The sequence below is a fragment of the Pseudomonadota bacterium genome (genome assembly GCA_010028905.1).
GTDB lineage: Bacteria > Vulcanimicrobiota > Xenobia > RGZZ01 > RGZZ01 > RGZZ01.
The window spans coordinates 1-20,674 of record RGZZ01000035.1 but is presented as its reverse complement, the minus strand read 5'-3'; the positions used below and the strand labels follow the sequence as shown (position 1 = coordinate 20,674).

General features: G+C 66.6%; 17 protein-coding genes and 1 pseudogene. 13 read left to right on the top strand and 5 right to left on the bottom strand.

The features are described 5' to 3' along the window. Positions 1-305 precede the first annotated feature (305 nt). The 8 genes from EB084_04650 (at position 306) to EB084_04615 (ending at position 8,712) form a co-directional block, all read left to right on the top strand. Positions 306-1,634, top strand: a complete 1,329-nt coding sequence (locus EB084_04650; protein ID NDD27538.1) for a hypothetical protein — start codon at positions 306-308, stop codon at positions 1,632-1,634. A gap of 173 nt (positions 1,635-1,807) precedes the next feature. Continuing rightward, positions 1,808-2,812: a 2-isopropylmalate synthase gene (locus tag EB084_04645; protein NDD27537.1), complete on the top strand. Its 1,005-nt coding sequence runs from the start codon at positions 1,808-1,810 to the stop codon at positions 2,810-2,812. Continuing rightward, complete coding sequence (locus EB084_04640; protein NDD27536.1) at positions 2,809-4,059, top strand: hypothetical protein; 1,251 nt, start codon at positions 2,809-2,811, stop codon at positions 4,057-4,059. The genes EB084_04645 and EB084_04640 overlap by 4 nt, the downstream gene beginning before the upstream one ends. Before the next feature lie 50 nt (positions 4,060-4,109). Continuing rightward, positions 4,110-5,807: a hypothetical protein gene (locus EB084_04635; protein ID NDD27535.1), complete on the top strand. Its 1,698-nt coding sequence runs from the start codon at positions 4,110-4,112 to the stop codon at positions 5,805-5,807. A gap of 40 nt (positions 5,808-5,847) precedes the next feature. After that, the gene (locus EB084_04630) at positions 5,848-6,096 is read left to right on the top strand and encodes a sigma-70 family RNA polymerase sigma factor (GenBank protein ID NDD27534.1); all 249 of its coding nucleotides are present in this window, start codon (positions 5,848-5,850) and stop codon (positions 6,094-6,096) included. A 50-nt stretch (positions 6,097-6,146) separates the two neighbouring features. Next, positions 6,147-7,724: a hypothetical protein gene (locus EB084_04625; GenBank protein NDD27533.1), complete on the top strand. Its 1,578-nt coding sequence runs from the start codon at positions 6,147-6,149 to the stop codon at positions 7,722-7,724. Between the two features lie 128 nt (positions 7,725-7,852). After that, positions 7,853-8,359, top strand: a complete 507-nt coding sequence (locus EB084_04620) for an FKBP-type peptidyl-prolyl cis-trans isomerase (protein ID NDD27532.1) — start codon at positions 7,853-7,855, stop codon at positions 8,357-8,359. A gap of 14 nt (positions 8,360-8,373) precedes the next feature. Next, positions 8,374-8,712 carry an FKBP-type peptidyl-prolyl cis-trans isomerase gene (locus tag EB084_04615; protein ID NDD27531.1) on the top strand — a complete coding sequence of 113 codons (339 nt, stop codon included), beginning with the start codon at positions 8,374-8,376 and terminating at the stop codon, positions 8,710-8,712. Here the strand turns inward: EB084_04615 and EB084_04610 are convergent. After that, complete coding sequence (locus tag EB084_04610) at positions 8,709-10,211, bottom strand: APC family permease (GenBank protein NDD27530.1); 1,503 nt, start codon at positions 10,209-10,211, stop codon at positions 8,709-8,711. The genes EB084_04615 and EB084_04610 overlap by 4 nt on opposite strands. Between EB084_04610 and EB084_04605 the strand changes: the two genes are divergently transcribed. After that, entirely contained in the window at positions 10,136-10,333 is a 198-nt protein-coding gene (locus tag EB084_04605) for a hypothetical protein (protein ID NDD27529.1), read from the top strand. The two genes, EB084_04610 and EB084_04605, sit on opposite strands and share 76 nt — an antisense overlap. A 286-nt stretch (positions 10,334-10,619) precedes the next feature. Then, positions 10,620-10,862 (top strand): hypothetical protein, encoded by a 243-nt coding sequence (locus EB084_04600; GenBank protein ID NDD27528.1) that lies wholly within the window; start codon positions 10,620-10,622, stop codon positions 10,860-10,862. On the opposite strand, the pseudogene EB084_04595 reads toward EB084_04600, so the two are convergent. Next, positions 10,814-11,344 (bottom strand): annotated as a pseudogene (locus EB084_04595) (hypothetical protein). The gene EB084_04600 and the pseudogene EB084_04595 overlap by 49 nt on opposite strands. On the opposite strand from EB084_04595, the gene pcnB reads away from it, so the two are divergent. Beyond that, entirely contained in the window at positions 11,115-13,577 is a 2,463-nt protein-coding gene (gene pcnB, locus EB084_04590) for a polynucleotide adenylyltransferase PcnB (GenBank protein ID NDD27527.1), read from the top strand. The pseudogene EB084_04595 and the gene pcnB overlap by 230 nt on opposite strands. An 85-nt stretch (positions 13,578-13,662) precedes the next feature. On the opposite strand, the gene EB084_04585 is transcribed toward pcnB, so the two are convergent. After that, complete coding sequence (locus EB084_04585) at positions 13,663-15,423, bottom strand: HD domain-containing protein (protein ID NDD27526.1); 1,761 nt, start codon at positions 15,421-15,423, stop codon at positions 13,663-13,665. A gap of 192 nt (positions 15,424-15,615) precedes the next feature. Between EB084_04585 and EB084_04580 the strand changes: the two genes are divergently transcribed. Beyond that, positions 15,616-17,424, top strand: a complete 1,809-nt coding sequence (locus EB084_04580) for an Hsp70 family protein (GenBank protein ID NDD27525.1) — start codon at positions 15,616-15,618, stop codon at positions 17,422-17,424. Positions 17,425-17,511: 87 nt separating this feature from the next. Here EB084_04580 and EB084_04575 read toward each other — a convergent pair whose 3' ends face one another. Beyond that, entirely contained in the window at positions 17,512-18,165 is a 654-nt protein-coding gene (locus EB084_04575) for a hypothetical protein (protein ID NDD27524.1), read from the bottom strand. Between the two features lie 280 nt (positions 18,166-18,445). Between EB084_04575 and EB084_04570 the strand changes: the two genes are divergently transcribed. Beyond that, positions 18,446-20,056: a hypothetical protein gene (locus EB084_04570; protein ID NDD27523.1), complete on the top strand. Its 1,611-nt coding sequence runs from the start codon at positions 18,446-18,448 to the stop codon at positions 20,054-20,056. Positions 20,057-20,073: 17 nt separating this feature from the next. Here EB084_04570 and EB084_04565 read toward each other — a convergent pair. Beyond that, positions 20,074-20,674: DNA-binding response regulator (locus tag EB084_04565; protein ID NDD27522.1), on the bottom strand; the 601-nt coding region annotated here is incomplete at its 5' end.

Genomic DNA, 20,674 nt, shown 5'->3' with positions numbered 1-20,674 from the left:
AAATTGCCTGAAAGGTGTGTCTCATTCTCGTCACGCCGGAGTGCCCTTTCCATTGGTGCATCCCGGATCACCGATGTGCAGCAGGTCGATGCATCAGGTTCAGCAGGCGGTTGCGGGTCGCAGAAGACGCCGCGTCTCGCGGGTTTCACGGTCACAAGGTCTCGAAGCGTTCACACCTCGTTAACATCCGCGATCGACCCGCCTGCTATTGTCGGGGCGTCGGTTGCGGCCGGCAGCGTCGCCCACGCGCATCTCGAGCGGGAGTGCAGGGCGCCGGACATCCCACGAGCAGGAGCGTCCCCACCATGAATGTCACCCTCCGCCTTCCGCAGACATCCCTGCGACCTGCCTCTGTCTCGTCGAAGGAGCAGCGCCAGGTGTCCGCGCTTCCTGCGTCTCAGGCACGTCCCAGCGCGGATCCCGCGGCGGGTGTAGAGAGGAGTGTGGGCCCCATGGAGGCGCTCCAGTACTCCCTGCCCTATCACGGGAAGGGGGTTGGGATCGCCATTCTCGATACGGGCATCGCACCGCACCCCGATCTCGGTGACCGACTCGTGGCTTTCACCGATATGGTTGATGGCGGTCGTCGGCCTGTCGATGCGGTGGGCCACGGCACCCATGTGGCGGGCGACGCGGCCGGCGACGGCAAGGCGTCGGGCGGTCGCTTTGCGGGCGCGGCTCCGGAGGCCAACCTCATCGGCATTCGCGTGCTGGGGGGCGGCCTCGAGGGCGAAGACGTGGGGCAGGCTCTGCACGACGTCGCCGCGGGGCTGCGCTGGATGGTCGACAACAAGGCGCGCTACAACATCCGTGTGGCCAATCTCTCGCTCGGCATCCCTCTGGCGGGGCTCAGCGATGGATATGGTGTCTTCGGGGCGCGCAGCGAAGCGCTTGATCCGTTGGAAGATGCCGTGAACGCCGCCGTGGCCGCCGGCATCGTCGTCGTCGTGGCGGCCGGCAACGATGGAGAGCGCGGTGCGGGAAGCATTGACGGGACGCCCGCGACGAATCCGAATGTCATCACTGTTGGCGCGCTCGATCCGAAGGGCACGCGGCAGCGCGCCGACGACGATGTGGCGCCCTTCTCCAGCCAGGGACCCACGCCGGAGGGGCGTCACAAGCCGGACGTCGTGGCGCCGGGGGCGAACATCATGAGCCTGAACGTGCCGGGGAGCCAGATCGAGCAGGAGAATCGCGAAGAGGCCGAGCAGGCGGCGCTGCTCGATGAGGCGAGCGCGTCTGAGCTTCGCATGCTGGCGCGGCAACTCGTGCTCGAGGGGATGCTGCCGCGCGAGGTGCTGACCCGGCCCGCGGCAGAGATGCGAGAGGCCATTGCGTCGCTCATGCAGCCGCACGAGACCGCGGTGCCGCGTGGCAGCAGCTCGGCCTATCTGGCGATGGATGGCACGTCCATGGCGGCCCCCATCGTGGCGGGCATCTGCGCGGACATGATCGAGGCAAATCCCGCCCTCACGCCGCAGCAGGTCAAGGACATCCTGATGCGCACCGCACGTCCCCTCGAGGGCGTCGATCGCCATCTGCAGGGGGCGGGGGTCGTCGATCCCCAGGCGGCGGTAGCCCTGGCCGAGAAGATGCACGCCTACCCGGGCCAGCGCTTCGAGGTCTCGGCCTGACGCTGACCCACGCGCGGTCATCGGAGCGCCGCTCTGCCTCTGGGCGGGGGGTGCACGGCCAGGCGATATTGAGCACCGTTCAAGGTCATGGTGCTCGATGACAGGCGTGGCCGAGGTTGTGTCGCGCTAGGGGAGGGGAGGAATGCTCCCCTCCCAGATCGAAGCCGGCCCTCATGGAGACAGCATCGACGGCAGGTACGCGACAGACGGCCGAGGTGGCCTACGACTGGAACCGCGACGAAGAGCGCTTCGCGGGTCGAACGGTCGAGTTCCAGGACGAGACGTTGCGCGACGGTCTCCAGTCGCCGTCGGTGGTCGATCCGGAGATCGATGACAAGCTCAAGATCCTCCACCTGATGGAGGCGCTCGGCATCCACGGTGCCGACGTGGGCCTGCCCGGGGCGGGGCCTCGGGCGCGCGAGCACGTGCTGCGCATCTGCCGCGAGGTGCGTGACCAGCGCCTTCGAATCAAGCCCTCGTGCGCGGCTCGCACGCTCATCGTCGACATCCAGCCCATCGTCGAGGTCTCACAGGCGGTGGGAATGGACGTCGAGGCCGACGTCTTCCTGGGGTCGAGCCCCATTCGCCTGTATGCGGAGAGCTGGCCCATCGAGAAGCTTCTCCACCACACCGATGAAGCCGTCTCGTACGCGGTGCGCAACGGCATCTCGTGCATGTACGTGACCGAAGACACAACCCGCGCCCAGCCTGAGACGTTGAGACGCCTCTACACCGCGGCCATCGAGGCCGGGGCGCGGCGGGTGTGCCTGTCTGACACCGTCGGCCACGCAACCCCGGCGGGCGTTCGCGCGCTCGTGCGCTTCATCCGCGAGGTGGTGCGCGCTACGGGTGAAGACGTGAAGATCGACTGGCACGGCCACCGCGATCGCGGGCTTGCCATTGCGAATGCCCTTGCCGCCATCGAGGCGGGAGCCGATCGCATCCATGGCACGGCCGTGGGTGTGGGCGAGCGGGTGGGCAACACCCCGATGGACGTGCTGCTTCTCAATGCCCGCATTGTCGGCGTCCATCACGGCGACCTCGAGCACCTGCCCGCGTACATGGCTGCTGTGTCGGAAGCGGTGAAGGTGCCGATTCCACCGGGGTGGCCAGGGGTGGATGGCGATATCCATGCGACCGCGACGCAGGGTGCAGCGAGAGTGGAGGTCACGGCGTGAGCGAGCTCCACGAGCGAGACCTGATCTACGACTGGAACGACACACCCGCGGCAGAGCCGTCTCGACGGCGCGTCTCGGTGGTCGACGAGACGCTGTGGGAGGCGGTGAACGCCCAGTCGGCGACACAACCCGCCCTCGCCACGCAGCTCGAGATGCTGCGCTCCGCCGCAGCGCTTCACATGCGCGAAGCCAACCTCGGCGCATTCTCGCCGGACACGGCCGAACACCTCGAGCAGCTGGCGCGGGCCATCGACGAAGAGCGGCTTCCACTTGCTCCCGCGCTCACGGTGAACGCCGATGAGGCCGCCGTGCAGGCGGCAGACGCGCTGGCCCAGCGGGTGGGACGACGGCTTCGCCTGAACCTGCGGGTACCGGTCGGTGAAGCGGAGCGCCTCGAGATGGGGCTCTCCCTCGAGACGGTCGCGCACCAGCTCACGCTGGCGCTTCGAGCCGCCGCCCGCCTGGGGTTTGAGCCGAGGGTGACGTTGCACGATGCCTCGTGTGCTCGCCCGGAGACCTTGCGTCGCCTTCTGGGCGTTTCGGCCCACGAAGGGGCGAAGCACATCTGCCTGGGAGATCGCGGCGGATGCGCCTCTCCTTCTGGCGTGCGTCATCTGGTTGTCTTCACGCGCGGCGTCCTCGACGAGCTCGGCTCTGCTGCTCGCCTCGGGTGGTTCGGGCGCAACGATCGCGATCTCGCGCTGGCCAACGCCCTCGAAGCGCATCAAAACGGGGTCGAGATGCTTCACGGCACCGCGCTCGGGCTTGGTCGTGGTGCGGGCTGCGTACCCGTCGATCTGCTGCTCGCGAACCTGCTGCTGCTCGGCGCCATCGACGCAGATCTGTCTGCGCTCAAGCGATATTGCGATCTTGCCGCCAGCGCGCTCGGTGTCACCATCGCGGTGAACTACCCCATCGTGGGCGCCGATGCTTTTCGCACGGCGACCGGCGTTCACGCGGCCGCTATCATCAAGGCGCGCAGGAAGGGCGATCACTGGCTGGCTGATCGCGTCTACTCCAGTGTTCCTGCGGGTCTCTTCGGGCTGACCCAGATCATCGATGTGGGCCCCATGTCCGGAGAGTCGAATGCCGCAGCCTGGCTCGAGCATCACGGCATCGAGCCTCGGCCCGAGGTGGTCAAGCACGTCATCGCGCGGGCCAAGCAATCAACGCACACGCTGACCGCCGACGAGATCCTCGAGGCGGTGGGCGAGCTTGCCGGTCGTGCTTCGGGCGAGGCGCGCTAGACGTTCGTGGTGCGCTGCTCTGTGCGCAGAAGAATCGCTGACGTGGGAGGGTGATCGTGGAAGTCGTCGAGGTGGGCGCTCCCCTGGCGGGGAAGTATACCGTGCTCAAGGTTGTGGAGACCCGCGATCATCGCAACGTCTACGTCGTTCGCGATTCGGTCTACAACCGCCAGTGGGTTCTCAAGCAGTTCTCCATTCCCAGCGAAGACGATCTCAAGAAGGAGTTCCTCAACCACTTCTACGCCGAGGGTGACCGCGAAGCGTCCATCACCCTCGATCTCCTCCCTCGGGTCGAGGAGTTCTTCGCGGAGAAGGGCAGCGCCTGGACCGTGACCGAGCAGATCGGCGGACGAACCCTCGAGGAGGAGCGTCTTCATCGAGATGGCACGCTGAGCGAAGAGGTCGTGCGCACCTGGGCCCGCGCGGTGGCCGAGGCCATTCGCTTCCTTCACGCGCAGGAGCCGCGCATGGTTCTGGGGGGCTTCGACAGAGAGGCCTTCGTCATCGACGAACGCGGGAACATCCGCCTGACCGACTACGGCATCGCCCGCATCTATCCACCCGCGCATCGCGCCTCGCTCCCGGCCGACTGCCTGCCCCGATGGTACGACAGCGAGATGCTGGCCAACGCCAAAGCTACGAGGCAGGCTGACATCTGGTCGCTGGGTGCGCTGTGCTACTTCCTTCTCACGGGTGTCGACGCTCGGCACGAGGCGCGAAAGTCGCTCTCGTCGTTGCGGGGTGACGTCTCCGCATCGTTCAGCGGCATCGTCGAGAAGTGTCTTGAGCCGTTCGCTGAATATGCATACGCCTCCATCGAGGAGGTGCTCGACGCTCTCAGCGGACGCGGCGCGAATGAGCGCGCGACGCCCCCTCGCCTCGCCGTGCATCCGCAGCGGCTCGATCTCACGAGCCTCAGCCAGGGCGCAATCGGATTTGAGCACCTGAAGGTTCTCAATGAGGGCGGAGGCACCATCTCGGGTCATGTTCACTCGAGTGTTCCCTGGCTTCAGGTGAGCCCGCAGCACTTCGAGGGCGACGGGCAGGAGATCCAGGTCTGGATCGACACCTCTCTTCTTCACGAAGACATTCAGGCCCACGCGCACATCCTCGTCACGAGTGCCAACGAGGAGATTCGCGTTCCGGTTACCGTGGCGCTCCAGCTCGGTCGCGTAGGAGGCCTGCCTCCCAAAGTGGGCGCCTTCCTCATGCTGGTGATCGCGTGCATCCCGCTGGGGCTGTTCGGATGGTACGAGGCCCAGGCCTTTCAGGCCACCGCGGCGCTTGTGGCATCTCGGGGAGGCGTTCCCACCCCGCCGCTCACCGATCCGGCGTGGCTCGACCTGCGCGCGCAGGGGAGCCTGCTGCTCGGGGCACGGCTGGCGATTGCGGTGCTCGTGCCCATGCTGGTGTATGCCGCATGGCAGGCGCTCGCGGTGGGCGCGCGGCGGCGCACAACGGCAGTGGCGTTCGTCCTCATGCACCTGCCGGCGCTGGCCCTTCTCATCGCCATGCGCGCCACCGAAACAAGCCTTCTCGCCTCGCCCCTGGCGGTCTGGCTGCATCTCGCGCCGTCGATCGGCGCAGGTCTGGCGGTTGTGGCCACCATGGTGACCACGTTCATGCTGATGACGCCGGGGTCGCGCTATCCCCTCTTCTTCGGGCAGAGCTACGGGCTGCGCGTGCTCCTGGCACTTGTTCTGCTCGGGCTCTACGGCTTGAATGCCTGGAGCCTTGCTGTGCGGTGACGTACGCGAAGGAGATTCCGCGCTGCCTGAAAAAGGCCCCATGACCATGAACGATCACACGAAACCCATGCTGACTGCCGTAGGTGAGGGGCTTGCACAGCTGAGCCCTGACGAGCTTCATCTGTTTGCCCTGGCCGTGCTCCACGGCGTTCCCGTGACAAAGCTCTCCGGGTCGCCGCAGCAGAATGTCGAGAAGCTCATCGGCGCCCAGAAGAAGCTGCGCAGGTTCCTGACCGAGCGGGGATTCGGAACCGCAGATCTCGAGAAGGGCAGCGCTGGAGGACGCTGAGCGCGCGCATCAGGGCAGGGCAGTCGCTTCTGCGGGTCGGCAGGCACGCGATGCGGCTCCTCTGTGTCATTCTGCCTCTCGCAGCCTGTGCGCCCGCGCTCGCCGCGCCGCCACGCTCCGACCTCGCTCGCTTTCACGCCGAAAAGTACAGCGCTGGCGTGCTCGGCCTCGTCGAGTCGTGCGTGAACGGCGTCTTCATCGAGGCCAGCGACGAAGAGCGTCGTCAGGCGGTGGCCGAGGTTCTCGCCTGCTTCCACATCGTGTTCCACGAGACGCGCTCGCATCGCATCGACAGCAATGTGGCCGTCATCCGCGCCCACTCCGACGAGATTGCCATCGCGTGTGAGCGGTTCGGCGTGCCGCAGCCGATGGCCACCGCCATCCTCGCCTGGGAGAACAGCGGTCAGACCGCCGCAACCTCATACGCCGCGTGTGTCGGACTGGGACAGCTCTCCGACGGTGCCGTCGCGCAGGCGCATCGCGTCAGCGGGCGGTATGCCCGGGTCGAGTTCGCCGCGGCCTCGTTCTGCCGCACGCTGGCCGACCTCGTGGACCTGTGCGGACCCCATCATCCACTGGCCGCCCTCATTCGTGGACGGGCTGCGTTCCTCGACAAGCGGGCGCGTGAGCTCGATCTGGCCTCGGTGCACGAGACGCTGCGCAGGGCCGCTCACGTCAAGGATGAGCGGGCGGTGCCTCGCGCCAACATCGAAGACAGCGTCGTCTACATGCGCTATCTCCTGGCGATGTATCCGGGATGTCCCGATCTGGCTATCTCCACCTACCACAACGGCGTGGCGAACACCGATGACCTGCTCATCGATTTCCTGCGTCGCCACGCGCCCCGGCCCGGCGGATACAGCCGTCACGACCGTGGGCCCATCGTTGATGGGCTGAAGCGCCTGCGCCTCTCGTATGTCACGCTGTGGAACGATCGTCGAAGCCGCGAGATGCTCAACGGGCTGCGCACCATGGACGGCGACGTGACGACGGCTGCGAATTCGCGCGAGGCCATGGGCGATGAGTCTGACCTGTACGTGTGGAAGACGCTTGGCGCGCTGGCGGCCACGCGCGCGTCGAGCGAGGCGCTGGCAGAGCTCTGTGCCCGCTATCGGCCGGAGCAGGGGGAGGCGGAGACCCGGGGGTTCGTGCCGCGCAGCCAATTGGTGACGCGTCGCGGCTTCGCCGCCACGGCCCAGCTGCACGCCTGGCTCGATGCGCTCGAGCGGCGGTGGCGCAGCGCCTCTGCATCACAGCGCTCGGGCAAGCCAGCGCCTGCACGCCCCCATCGTCGCGGCGTCCTCGAGATCTCTCACGGGCACGACTCCGACGCGCACCGCGCCGGACTGGCGGTCGATCTCGTGGTCTCTGACGCGCTCCTCGCTGGCCTGCTCGATGTCGACTGGCGCTTTGATCGCATCTACAAGCGCAGGCTGCCGAACGGGGCCATGCACGTCGTGATCAATCCTCGATTCGCAGATGAGGTTCTCGTGCGGGAGAGCAGCGCTTCCTCCTCCGCTGCGCCTCGTTCGCCTCAAGCGCCTTCTTCCTCACCGTCTGCCTCTCCGAAGGTCGAGGTGCTTCCCGAGGCGCCCGGCCTCCCGCATCGACAGGATGAGTGGCACTGAGGAGCCGCTTCCGTTGCGCTGCCTGCCGTGCACTGGCGCGCGGAACCCATCTGCAGGAGAAGGACACTGGGTGCGGAAGGTGCCGCTCGCGCCCCCGCGCGCAAGACAACACATCAGTGAGGTATCCCATGCGTCTGTCCACTCCGGTCACCTGTCTCGCGCTCGCAGCCCTGCTGTTCGCTGGCGGCTGCGCAGAGAGCACCACGTCGCAGAAGCCGGCCGAAAAGGCGCCGGTGACGTCGGGAGCGCCCGCGACATCAACCTCCGGAGCCCCTGCACCAGCCGCCGATGGCAAGATGGTGAAGACCGCCAGCGGGCTGCAGTACATCGATACGGTCGAGGGCAAGGGGGCGTCTCCCGCTGCGGGGCAGACCGTGGTGGTGCACTACACCGGCTGGCTCCTCGACGGCAAGAAGTTCGATTCGAGCGTTGATCGCGAGAAGCCGTTCGAGTTCGTCATCGGCCAGGGTCAGGTGATCAAGGGCTGGGATGAAGGCGTGGCCAGCATGAAGGTCGGGGGCAAGCGCACCCTGGTCATTCCCGCGGAGCTGGGCTACGGCAGCCGTGGCGCTGGTGGCGCGATTCCGCCCAACGCCACGCTCAAGTTCGACGTCGAGCTCATCGCCATCAAGTAGGAGCGTTCACTTCCATGCCGACCACCTCCAGCGGACTCCACTATGAAGACGAGGTCGTGGGAGAGGGCGCTCAGCCCTCTTCCGGCCAGCGCGTCGTGGTGCACTACACCGGCCGTCTTGTCAACGGTCAGAAGTTCGATTCGAGCGTTGATCGCAACGAGCCCTTCGAGTTCGTTCTCGGTCGCGGTCAGGTCATCAAGGGATGGGATGAGGGCATCGCGTCGATGAACGTCGGCGGGAAGCGCACGCTCACGATTCCCTCTGAGCTGGGCTATGGCGCGGGAGGCTATCCTGGCGTCATCCCGCCCAACGCGACGCTGGTCTTCGACGTCGAGCTTCTCGAGGTTCGCTAGACCCGAGGCGCGCGCGCTGAAGCGGGTTGCCCTTCTACGAAGGCCTCATCGCGCGCGTCGCCTCGGTGCTCGACAGCCTGTCTGACCTCACGCGGCGTCAGCCACCAGAGCGGCAATCCCAGGGCCACCCCCACAAGGGTGGCCAGCTTGTCTTGCAGGTCGGCCATGCAGAAAAGCCCCACCACGAGAGCCAGGGCCGCCCAGGGCAGCATCGCTCCGCCAGGTGCGCGGAAGCGAGCAGGCGGGGCGTCTGATGATCGCCGCATGGCGATGGTGGCGGCGCATGTGGCGATGTACTGCAGCAGCGACGCCAGCGCGCTCATCTTCAAGAGGCGCCCGAGCGTGAAGCTCTGGAGATGCAGTGTGTCGATCAGGGGAAGGGCGATCACCAGGCCCGCGGTCAGCGCGATGGCGGTGCGCGGTGCGTGAAACCGTTCATCGAGCTGGGCCAGCCGGGCGGGGACGAAGCCATCTTCGGCGAGGGCGTAGAGGCTTCTGGGGCCGGTGAAGGCGATGGAGGCGTTCGTTCCCAGCAGGGAGACCACCGAACCTACGCCGATGAGCGCAAGTCCTCTCGACCCGAGGAGGGCTTGAGCGGCATCGGCAAGGGGGGCCCGCTCTGAGGCACCGAGTGCGGGGAAGACCGCCTGCGCCACCAGCTGCACGAGGATGTACACCACCGTCGCGCTGCCGAGAACCACGAAGAGCGCGCGGGGCACGGTGTGCTCGGGGTCCACCGTCTCGCCGGCCGGAACCGTCACCTCCTCAAACCCCGAGTACAGGAAGAGAGACCACAGCAGCAGCGACTGGAGGTCTCCCGGGCCGCTGCACGCCGCGGGAAGCGAGAACGGTGACGCGGTCGCGTGAGCGGCGCCGATCGCGACGAACAGCGCGAGGGGAACGAGCTTGAGCACCGAGAACATCGTGTTCGTCAAGGCGCCCACACGCGCGCCCCGCGCGTTCAGGGCGGCAAGGCTGCCGGCGAGCACGGCCACGAAGGTCGCCCGTCCGAAGGGGCCGCTGATCGCGCTGACGCCCAGACCTGTGAGCAGATCTGCAAGGCCCACCGATACAGACGCCCAGCCCAGCACGGCGGAGAGCCAGACGATCCACCCCACCAGGAAACCCCAGAAGGGTCCGAACGCTCCGCGCGCATAGCGGTAGGCGCCACCGGTCGAACCATAGCGGCTCCCCATCTCGGCGAAGCAGAGCGCTACGAGGAAGCAGAGAGAGGCGCACCCGACATATACCGCCCACGACCAGCCACCGGCAAGGTTCGCGATACGCCCAGGCAGGAGGAAGATGCCGGCGCCGACCACCCCGTTCACGCCGAGTGCGACAACGTCGATGAGGCGAAGCGAGCGCTCGAGACGAGCACCCGAGCGAGCGTCAGGCGTCAGGGTCGGATTCCCACGACGAGAGAGTGGGCGCTCGGGTCGAGGGGGATGATCTGGACGCGGATGAAGCCCTCGGTCTGCATGAGGTCGGTGACCTCCCAGCCCGAGTACGTGCGCGCGCCACCGGCGCGGGTCAGCATCTCGAGCGCGAGGAGCGTCGCGGGCAGTGGGCCGGTGCGGTCGTCACGCAGCAGGATGTCGTCGATGACGCACCGCCCCTCTGATACCGTGGCCTGGAAGGCGCGCTTCACAAGAGGCTTTGCGAGGTCGAGGCTCAGCAGTCGAAGCCCAGGGATGAGCACGAGGTCGTAGCACTCCGTGCCAAAGTCGGCGTTCAGCGGGTCGGCTGTTTCCACGCGGATGCGTCCGCCCAGGCCGGCTTCATCGATGCGCTGCTTCGCCAGGGGTGCGCGCTGCTGCGAATCGACAACGGTGATCTCATACCCTGCGCTGGCCTGCGCGAGGGCGATGGCGTAGGTCGCCGGGCCCGCACCGATCTCGAGCACGCGCTTGACGCGCGACACGTCGAGCTTCTTCACGATCAGCGGGGCGATGACCGAGGCCTCGTCGCGCCGTGCGTTGATCTCGTCTTCGTCGCGCGGAATCACGGGACGAGGCGGGGCACCGGTGCGCAGGGTCTCCTCGAGGCTTCCGAAGGCGTCCCACTCGTCGGAGAACGCCCTGGCGAGGGATGACTGGCGGTACTCGCTGTCACTGGCCAGCAGCGTCTTGCTCACCAGGCTGTTCTTGTAGGCGCCCTCCTCTCGCTCGAGCAGCCCCAGGGAGACGAGCGCATTGAGCAGAACCTCGCACGCGCGCGGGTCGATGCGCAGCGACTGCGCGACCTCGTCGGCTTTCTGAGGTCTTGCCGACAGTGCGTTGAACAGGTCGACGCGCACGGCCGCGTGCACTGCGCGCGCCCCCCAGAACCCCGTCAGGAGGCTGCGCAGACTTGCCTGGCCAGCAGCGAGATCTTCAGCGGAGAGGGTTTCATCGACGGGCGCCATGAGCGGGAGTGCACCTCCGAGATGGGCATTCGAGGCCGCGAAGGCGCTCGCTCGGAGAAGTTTGGCCCCCCGCCGGAAGGTTTCCTTCACGCACCCGTCGCGATCCCCTCCCACGAAGGATTCGCGGGCTGCCGCGCCTAACCACAGCGCTGCAAGCGGCGCGATTTCTGTCCGCCGTGCGGCGGGCGTCGGCAAGCACCCTCGAGAGCGACCGACAGCGGCGTCCATCTATGACAAGAAAGCAGCACTGATGCAGCCCATCATCATCCCTCGCTCCGATCACCCCATCTCCCGCAAGAACATCGATGCCGACGCGCTCAAGGTGCTCTACCGGCTCTATCGATCGGGTCATACGGCGTTCCTGGTCGGCGGCGGGGTGCGCGATCTCCTGATCGGGCGAAACCCCAAGGACTTCGATATCAGCACGTCGGCCCGCCCGGGTCAGGTGAAGAAGCTGTTTCGCAACTGCTGGCTCATCGGACGTCGTTTCCGACTGGCCCACATCCACTTCCGCGATCACAAGATCGTCGAGGTGTCGACGTTCCGGGCGCAGCCAGAGCGCGATGAGGAGAACCAGGAAGATCTCCTCGTCCGCCAGGACAACACCTTCGGCAGCCCCGAGGAAGATGCGCTGCGGCGCGATTTCACCATAAACGGCCTCTTCTACGACATCGCTTCGTTCTCGCTCATCGACTACGTGGGTGGCGTCGATGACATCGAGGCGGGCGTCATCCGAACCATCGGCGACCCCAATGTGCGGTTTCGTGAAGACCCGGTACGTATGCTGCGGGCCATCAAGTTCGCGGCGCGGCTTGACTTCGCCATCGAACCCGAGACCTGGGAGGCCATCTGCGAGCACGCCGAGGAGATCACGCGATGCTCGACCTCGCGCGTGGTCGAGGAGGCCGCGCGGTTGCTCGAGGGCGGGGCCTCGTGTCGCTCGCTGCAGCTCATGAAGGCGTCCGGCCTGCTGGGCTACGTGCTGCCCGAGGTCTATGAGTACCTTCACGGCGTCCCCGCCGGACCGGGGCTTCAGCTCGATGCCCGATCCGAGGCACGGCAGTCTTCCGAGGCGATCGAGGCCGAGATGCTTCTCGACGCAGATGAAGATGTCGATCCGGAGGAGCAGGAGCGTGTCCTCGGGGTTGACGAGCAGCCCATCGACAGCGAAGAGGCGGAAGACGAGGCCGCGGGCGACGAGCAGGCAGGGGAAGGAGGCGTGGAGGCGCTCGAGCCGTCTGATGACGTGCCGCTCTCCGAGGAAGAAGATCTCGACCTCGTGGCAGACGAGCGGAGCATGGAGATCGTCACGCCAGAGGGCACGCGATGCGCGCTTGCTCCGGATCGAGGTGCGCTCTTCTGGCGGCTTCTGTCTTCGGTAGACGCGCGCACGCGAGCAGGCTTCCCGCTGACGCGCGCCACCCTGTACTCGGCGCTGTTCCATCCCATCGTGCGCCACACGGCCGACTGGGTGCTGGCTGAGCAGCCTGATCGCGACCCTGAGCAGCTCGTTCTCGCGCTGCTCCGCCCCCTCACCGAGACGGTGCTCGTGTCCAAGCGCGATCGTGAGCGGGTCTGCCAGATCCTGGCTGCGCAGCGCAAGTTCCGCCGCGCGAACCGGGGATTTGCACAGGTGCTGTCACGCAAGCCGTACTTCGCGGAGGCCCTCGATCTGTTCGAGATCACCGTGTTCGCCACAGGTGATGGTGTCGATGTGCTTGGCTGGTGGCGTGAGCGGCACCCGTATGTCGCTCCCGTGGCTACCTCGGCAGGACGGGCAAAGCCCGCACTGGCGGGCGAGGGGCGCGACGAAGGTCCTGCCCGTCGGTCGCGCAGGCGTCGTCGGGGGGGGAGAGGTGAGGTCGAGCGCGAGGTCGACGTTGAAGCGCCAGAGCGCTCCTCCGGCGGCCGTGATCGACACCGTGAAGGCCGTGGGGAGTACGGTGGCGAGAGCGGTTACGCCAGGCAGGCCGATGACGACACCAGACGCCGCGGCTCGCGCAGCCGGGATCGGGTGCCCGAGCGGCGTGACGACGAACGCTCGTCTTCGCGCTGGCGTCGCGATGAAGAAGATCGCGGGCGCGGTCGTAGCGGCGGCGGGGGCGGCGACACCAGGAACCGCGACGACGAGCGGCCTGTCTACAGACGTCGCGATGCGCGCGACCTCGAGCGTGTCAACGCGTCAGACTACGGCATCACCGATGAGGGGCGCGGAGGTTCGCGCTCAGGACGTTCGTCGCGTGGCCGAAGCACTTCATCGTCTGAGCGCTCGCCCCGTCGAACGCCGTTCCGAGAAGAGGGCTACCGCGGTCCCCGAGGCGGGGCGTTCGATGTCGAGTACTACGAGTCGAGGGTCGGACGCGATCTGACCACCGACAGCCCGCCACCTCGCCGCGATGAGCGGAGTCGCGGAAACGGCAATCGCCGTCGTCGTCGCAAGCCTCCGACCTCAGGGCACTGAAGCAGGAGCGGCGCCCGCGTGAATGCGGGCGCCGCTTCTCTTCCGTGGGGGTGATGAAGCTTCGTTGAGGGCGTGGGGGAATCGGCTACTTCCGCTCTGCCTTTCCGAGCTCGAGCGGTCCCCCACCGTTGCTGGTGCGCGGCTTGAAGTTGAACAGGCTGAAGAACGCCTGCAACACTCGAGGGCTGAACTGGCTGCCCGAGCTGATGGCGAGCAGATCAAGGGCTTTTTCCTGGGGAAAGCCCTTGCGGTAGGGCCGGTCGGTGGTCATGGCGTCGAACGCGTCGACCACGCTGATCACCTGCGCGCCGATGGGGATCTCGTCACCGCTCAAGCCATAGGGGTAGCCTTTGCCGTCGAAGCGCTCGTGATGGTAGAGCACCATCTCGAACACCTCCGGCGGAAGAGACTTGATGTCCTTGAGGATGTGGATGGAAGACGTGACGTGATCGTCCATCTTCTTTCGCTCGGCTGGCGTGAGAGCGCCGGGCTTGTTGAGAATCTCGTTGGGGGTGGAGATCTTGCCCACGTCGTGCAGGATGGCCCCCTTGGCGATGGTTCTCACCTCTGCTTCAGACAGCTTGAGGGCCTGCGCCAGGCTGGTGGCGTATTCTTGCACGCGCCCGATGTGGCCGTGGGTGTAGGGGTCCTTGGCTTCGATGGCCTGCGCCAGGGCATGGATGATCTCGTGGTAGCTCTGCTCGAGGTTCTCGGTGAGGCTGATGTTCTTGATCGCGATGGCCGAGCTTGCGGCCAGGATCTTGAGGTAGTCCTCGTGCGCGTCGAGAAGGAACTCCTCGCCCACAAGCAGGTTGGCCACGCCGATGAGGCCGAAGGGCGTGGGGTCTTGCGACGTCGTGAGGGGAACCAAGAGCACGTTTCGGAACGATTCCCAGTTCTGCTTGAAGGCGCGAAGCCGTGGGTCGGCGTCCTTCTCGCTCAGCCGCACGACCTTGTTGCTGGCGACAACTTCACCGAGCAGGCCTTCGCCGACCTTGCAGTCCATCAGGCGCTGGGTCATCTCGGTGATTCCCACCGAGTGGACGAGCCTCAGATCACGTTCTTCGACGAGCATCACGAACGACGCAGCGCAGTTCATGTCCTCGCGCGCCCGCCTGCACATGGCCTGAAGGAGGTCTTTCGTGTTGCGCGTGCTGCTCAGGTATTGCGAGACCGAGAGGAGCGCGTAGAGCTGCTGCTTCTTGTCGCTCAGATCGCGCTCTCTCTTCTCCTTCTCGAGAAGCAGATGCCGCGCGTTCTTCTGGTACTCCTCGATGGCGCGGTCTCGATGCTCGGCGGCTTCGCGCGAGACCCCGCTCAGAAGGTACTGGCGCAGCGCAGCGCCCGCCGATCCGAGAATGAAGAACAGGCCAACCGGCAGGAAGGCGTCGCAGATCATGCGCACGGGCTGGACAGCTCCGCCGGTGAAGAACCGCGCGCCGAGCAAGAGAAGCGATGCGAGTGCCGCGCCCACGAAGCCCACGGAGGCGTTTGTCGCCATGGAGAGCAGGGTGACCAGGCCATACATGCTGTACAGCGCGGCGGTTCCGTGCTCGTGCGCCAGAATCGAGACCACGCCGAGGACGGCCACGTCGACCACCGCGACGACATCTATCGACCCGGTGGCCTCCTTCTTTCCCAGGGAGAGCGCAGTTGCTGCCGTATAGATGCCGGCCGCCGCAACGGATCCGATGAGGTAGTGACTCATAGGCTGCGGCTGAGACTGGAGCGTGACCGCGAAATCGCTCAGCAGGGTTCCCGCGAGTCCGCATCCGATGACGTACGTGCGATAGGAGGACCACGGATTTCTGGGGGACGAGGATTTCATGCCCGAGTAGTGTAGCATGGGGGGACCCACGCTTCAAGTGGCGAGCAGTCGCGAACGGTGAACTGAAGCCGATTGCGGCCCCACCGCACAAGACCGCAGGCGCAAGCGGAGAGCCGTTCCCGCGCGTGGGCGCAGCAGCGTGGCGCGAGGCGCGCGCGTCGAAGAACATCTTGGAGGATCAGCAACGTGTCATCACAGGAGTGCAAGAGCATCGTCGGCATCGATCTGGGTACGACGAACTGCGCGGTGGCGCATGTCGACGCCGTCGCAGAGGAGGCCCGGGTCGTTGATTTCAGCGTGTCCCAGGTGACCCACCCGGGAACGGTGGAGGCCCGGGAGGTTCTCCCGTCGTTCCTCTATCTTCCGGGTGCCCACGAGCTGGCCCCTGGCAGCCTGGCCCTGCCCTGGAACGATGCGGCTGAGATGGCGGTGGGAACCTTCGCGCGTGACCAGGGTGCGCGGGTTCCGCAGCGCGTGGTTGCCTCCGCGAAGTCGTGGCTGTGCCATGACGGGGTGAACCGTCGCGCGCCCATCCTGCCGTGGAAGGCACCGGACGACGTGCCCCGTTGCTCGCCCGTGGAGGTGGCCTCACGCTATCTCGAGCACATCCGGGATGCGTGGAACGACGCCAATCCCGATCAGCCGCTCGAGCAGCAGGAGATCGTGCTCACCGTGCCCGCCTCGTTTGACGCGGTGGCGCGTGAGCTCACCGCGGAGGCGGCTCGTGGGGTCGGATTCACGCACCTGACCCTTCTCGAGGAGCCCACGTCGGCACTCTACGCCTGGCTCGACGCGCGGGGAGAGGAGTGGCGCAAGAGCGTCACGGTGGGCGACCTCATCCTGGTCTTCGACGTGGGGGGAGGCACCACCGACTTCAGCCTCATCTCCGTCGGTGAGGAAGAGGGAAACCTCCAGCTCGAGCGCATCGCCGTGGGAGAGCACATCCTCCTGGGCGGCGACAACATGGATCTCGCGCTCGCGGCCCACGCTCAGGCTCGCCTGAAGGCAGAGGGGCACAAGCTCGACGCCTGGCAGTTCCAGCAGCTCGTGCACGCTTGTCGCGACGCCAAGGAGCGCCTTCTCGATGCAGATGGCGAGGATTCCCGCGAGCTTGTCATCGAGGGGCGGGGCACCCGTCTCATCGGAGGGTCCATCACCACGCAGCTGACGCGCGACGATGTGGAACGCGTGATTCTCGACGGCTTCTTCCCCGTGTGCGCGCCCAGTGATCACGCTACCCGCGCCCGTCGAACCGGACTTGCGGAGCTCGGGCTCCCCTACGAGGCCGATCCTGCCATCTCTCGCCATCTGGCGTCTTTCCTGAGCAACGCCCTCCCTGCCCTCGCCGATGGCGCGGAGGGCAGGAGCTTTGCCCACCCCACGGCAGTTCTCTTCAACGGTGGCGTCATGAAAGCGTCTCGGTTGCGAGAGCGCGTGCTGCACCTGCTCGAGGGGTGGCTGAGCGGGGAGGGGAGCGAGCCCGCACGTGAGCTGGCCAGCGACGATCTCGATCTGGCTGTGGCGCGCGGCGCCTCGGCGTATGGGCGTGTGAGGCACGGCAAGGGCATTCGCATCCGCGGAGGCACGTCGAAGGCCTACTTCGTAGGGGTCGAGGTGGCGCGTCCCGCCATTCCGGGTCTGCCTCCTCCGCTCAAGGCGGTCTGCGTGGCGCCCCTCGGCATGGAAGAGGGCACCCAGGCCGATCTTCCCGACCAGGAGTTCGGTCTCGTGGTCGGTGAGCCCGCCGAGTTCCGCTTCCTGGCTTCAGCCCTTCGACGGGATGACGGGGTCGGTGCAACGCTCGAGGACTGGGACGAGGAAGAGCTCGAGGAGATCGCCACCCTCACCGTGGAGCTTGCGGCCACCGGTTCTGACAAGCCCGGACAGCTGATGCCGGTGCGCCTGCGGTCGGTGGTGACGGAAGTGGGCACGCTTGAGCTCTGGTGCGTGGCTCGCGAGGGAGAGGGGCGTTGGAAGCTCGAGTTCGACGTGCGCGAGCGACAGGCTGTCGGCGTCTGACCGGCGCCGCGAGATTGCGGGCAGACAGAAGAGGGCCGCGCGACGCGCGGCCCTCTTCTGATCCGGTCTGCTCAGACAGCTGCCGAGCTACATCGGGACTGTGATGCGGCGGCCTTCCTGGAAGCGGGTCTCGCCGACCTTGGTCTTGACCCACTTGTGACCGGCGGCCGATGACACGTTCCAGGCTTCGCCGTTGCCGGCGTAGATACCGATGTGATCGAAGCCGCCCTGGCCGATCTCGTTGTTGTAGATCACCAGATCGCCCGGGCGCATATCGTTGAGCGAGCCGACCTTCTGACCGAGGTCGGCGTAGTTGGGAACCCACTCGGTGTTCCCCTTGACCTTGTCCTTGATGTCGATGCCCATCGACTTGAGCACGTCGTTCACCGCGTGCGCGCACGAGTTGCCCCAGTACTGACGTCCGTCTTGCGAGGCTGCAGCGCGCTCGAGCGCCGTGCCAGGAAGGTTGAAGAGCGCGGTGCTCGTGGTGGGGGTGGCCATTCCCGCGGGATTCATCATGCTCCAGAGCGAGGGGTTCACATTGCTCAGGAACGGCTGCACGCTCGGCGCCCCGGGCATCTGCGACGCGAGGGCGTTGGGTGTGAACGAGGCGCCCGCAAGCGCGGACTGCGCCTGCTGGAACTGCTGCTGGAAACTGATCTCCGGCACGGAACCGCGTGCCTGGAACGACGTCTCGATCTCCTGGATGCGGCCGATGATGCTCTGAACGCCTTCCAGCATGAGAAACCCCCTGTGTGCATTTGGGCGGGACCGTCGTCGCGTGGTCGGCGGCTGAGATCCCTCTCCATCCTACTAGATTGACTATATCACGGCAAGACACTTCTGCATGTGAACAGTTGCTGAACAAATTGTTTCCGCGATGTGAACATGGGCGCCCACAAGCGGGTGCTGACTGAAGGAACTGCGCAGCGGGCCGCAAATCCTCCCCGTCATCCCGCGTGAGGTGTGATTCGAGCCCTCGGAACGCGGGGACGTCTGGGCAGAGGAGAGCAGGCAGCGGGTGGCAGAGCACGGCTACGGTACGACGCCCAAAGGCGGTCGGGTCGGCGAGGTCATGACCTGGCTCACCCTGGCGCTCATGATCTCCTTCGTCGTCATCTCGCGGCTGCATCCGGCCGTGAGAGCCCGCCTCGAGGAAGCGCCGGGCGCGTTCACCATGGGGCTTGCGGCCATGTATCTCATCTTCCTGATCTCGTCGCGTCGCGTCTTTCGCCAGAAGCGACTCGCGGGTGTGCGCCTCTCCACGAACCGTCGAACCCTCTGCTTCAACGATGAGGGGGGAGAGCAGATCGTGACCTGGAGAGACGTGAAGAGCGCCCGGATCCGCGTTGACGTCACCCGTGACGGGCAGGCGTGGGCGAGGCGCTTCGACCTGCAGGGACCGAAGCGGCGCATTCGCCTCGACAGCTCCCTTGTGCTCCCCTTGTCCGACGCGCCGGGCCTGGTCCGCGAGATCTGTGAGCGGGTTGCGAACGTGGTGCTTGAGCTGCACGCGCTGCGACCGTTCTGTCCTCTCTGTGCGGGCGATATCGATCTCGCGAATCGCAGGTGCCCGTCGTGCGCGGCCACCGTCGAGCATGTCTCGCTCCTGAAGCGGCCGTGGGAGCTGTACGGCGCAGAGATGCTCTACATGTCGCTTCTCTTCCTGGTCATCGCGCCGCTCTGGCCGGGTCTCTACCTCTTCGCTCTCGTCCTGCTCGTCGGCGTTCCGCTGCGCGCGCTTCTCTTCGCGCCCGCCCCGCCTCGCCCGCTCTCCGCGCTGCCAGCAGACGCACCGAGCGTCTCCGTGCCGCGCACACTCGGGGGCGTGGCCAGCGTGACCCTTGCCCTGCTGCTCGTCCTGGCGCCCGCCGTGGCGGCACCGCCAGGTTCGCCGTCGGCGGTTCCCCCGTCGCGCGGGCTCCCGCCCTCTGGCCTTCCCGCGGCGCCTTCCGCTACGCCTTCCGCTACGCCTTCGGCCGGGAGCGCGCACCCCTTCGCGTCGCCAGCAAAGGATCGCTGGAACCTCTTCGAACGCGCCACGACCTCCGCTCCGTCATCGATGGGGAGGCTGGCCGACTACTTCCCCCTGGCCCTGGGCAACACGTGGGAGTATCGCTCCAACTACAATCGCGTCGTCATGCGGGTGACCCATCAGGAAGTGGTGAACGGGGTGACCTGCTGGGTCCTGGAGAGCTTCGTGGGAGACGCGACCGAGAGCGTGCAGCGAGAGAGCATCTCTGTCGGCGCATCCAGCGTCGAGGTGCTCAAGCGGGTTCACGGCGGCACCGAGCTCTTCCTCGACCCGCCAGAGACCCTGGCCCGCCATCCCCTGCGCGAAGGGGTTCACTGGACCTGGCAGGCGCCCGCGTCTCAGGGTTCGGCGTTGCTCGTCTTCGAGATCAAGGGGCTGAGACGTCTCAATGTTCTCGGTCGCGACGAGACTGCGCTGCTGGTGCTCATCAGGGGACGTTCCGCGGATGGCGCTGAGATCCAGACCAAGCGCTGGTACTGCAAGGGTGTGGGAATGGTGCGGGAGCAGACGGTGATGAAGAAGTCCGGTCAGAGCACCCAGATGGATGCGATGCTCCAGAACTACAACCTGCGCCTCGGGGGAAGCGCCAGCGAGTGAGCCGCGTGGGCTGCGCGCTACAGCAGCCCCCGTTGCAGGGCGATGAGGGCGGCTCGTGTGCGGTCGCTTACCTCGAGCTTCTGGTAGGCATTGGCCAGATGATTGCGCACCGTGTTCTCGCTGATGGCCAGACGCCTGCCGATCAAGCGGTTCGCGTGCCCTTTCGCGACGAGGCGCAGCACGTCGCGCTCCCGAGGGCTGAGCAGCGGGTCAGATACGGGGCCGCTGTGAGGCGTGGACAGGCGGGGTCCGACGGCACGCCCCTCTTGACGCGCCTGCCTGATACTGATGAGCAGGCTCGACGGGTCGGCGTCCGAAGGAAGGTAGATGCTGCCCCCTTCTCGCAGTGCGCGCACGATCAGCGCGAGGTCGGCCGTGCCGCCGAGCAGGACGATGGGCAGCCGAGGGTGGGCGGCATGGATGGCGCGGCACGCTTGAAGCGTGGTCTCGTCGCGCATCTCCACGAGCGCCAGGTGAGGGCGCAGGGGCCTTGTCGACCGTGTCGCCTCGTCCGGGGAGCTGGTGGAGAGCACAACGCTGATCGCGTCATGGGTGCGAAGAAGGGCGGTCAGCCCCTCTCTGAAGAGGCGGTTCGAGTGGAGCAGCAAGATGCGTGTC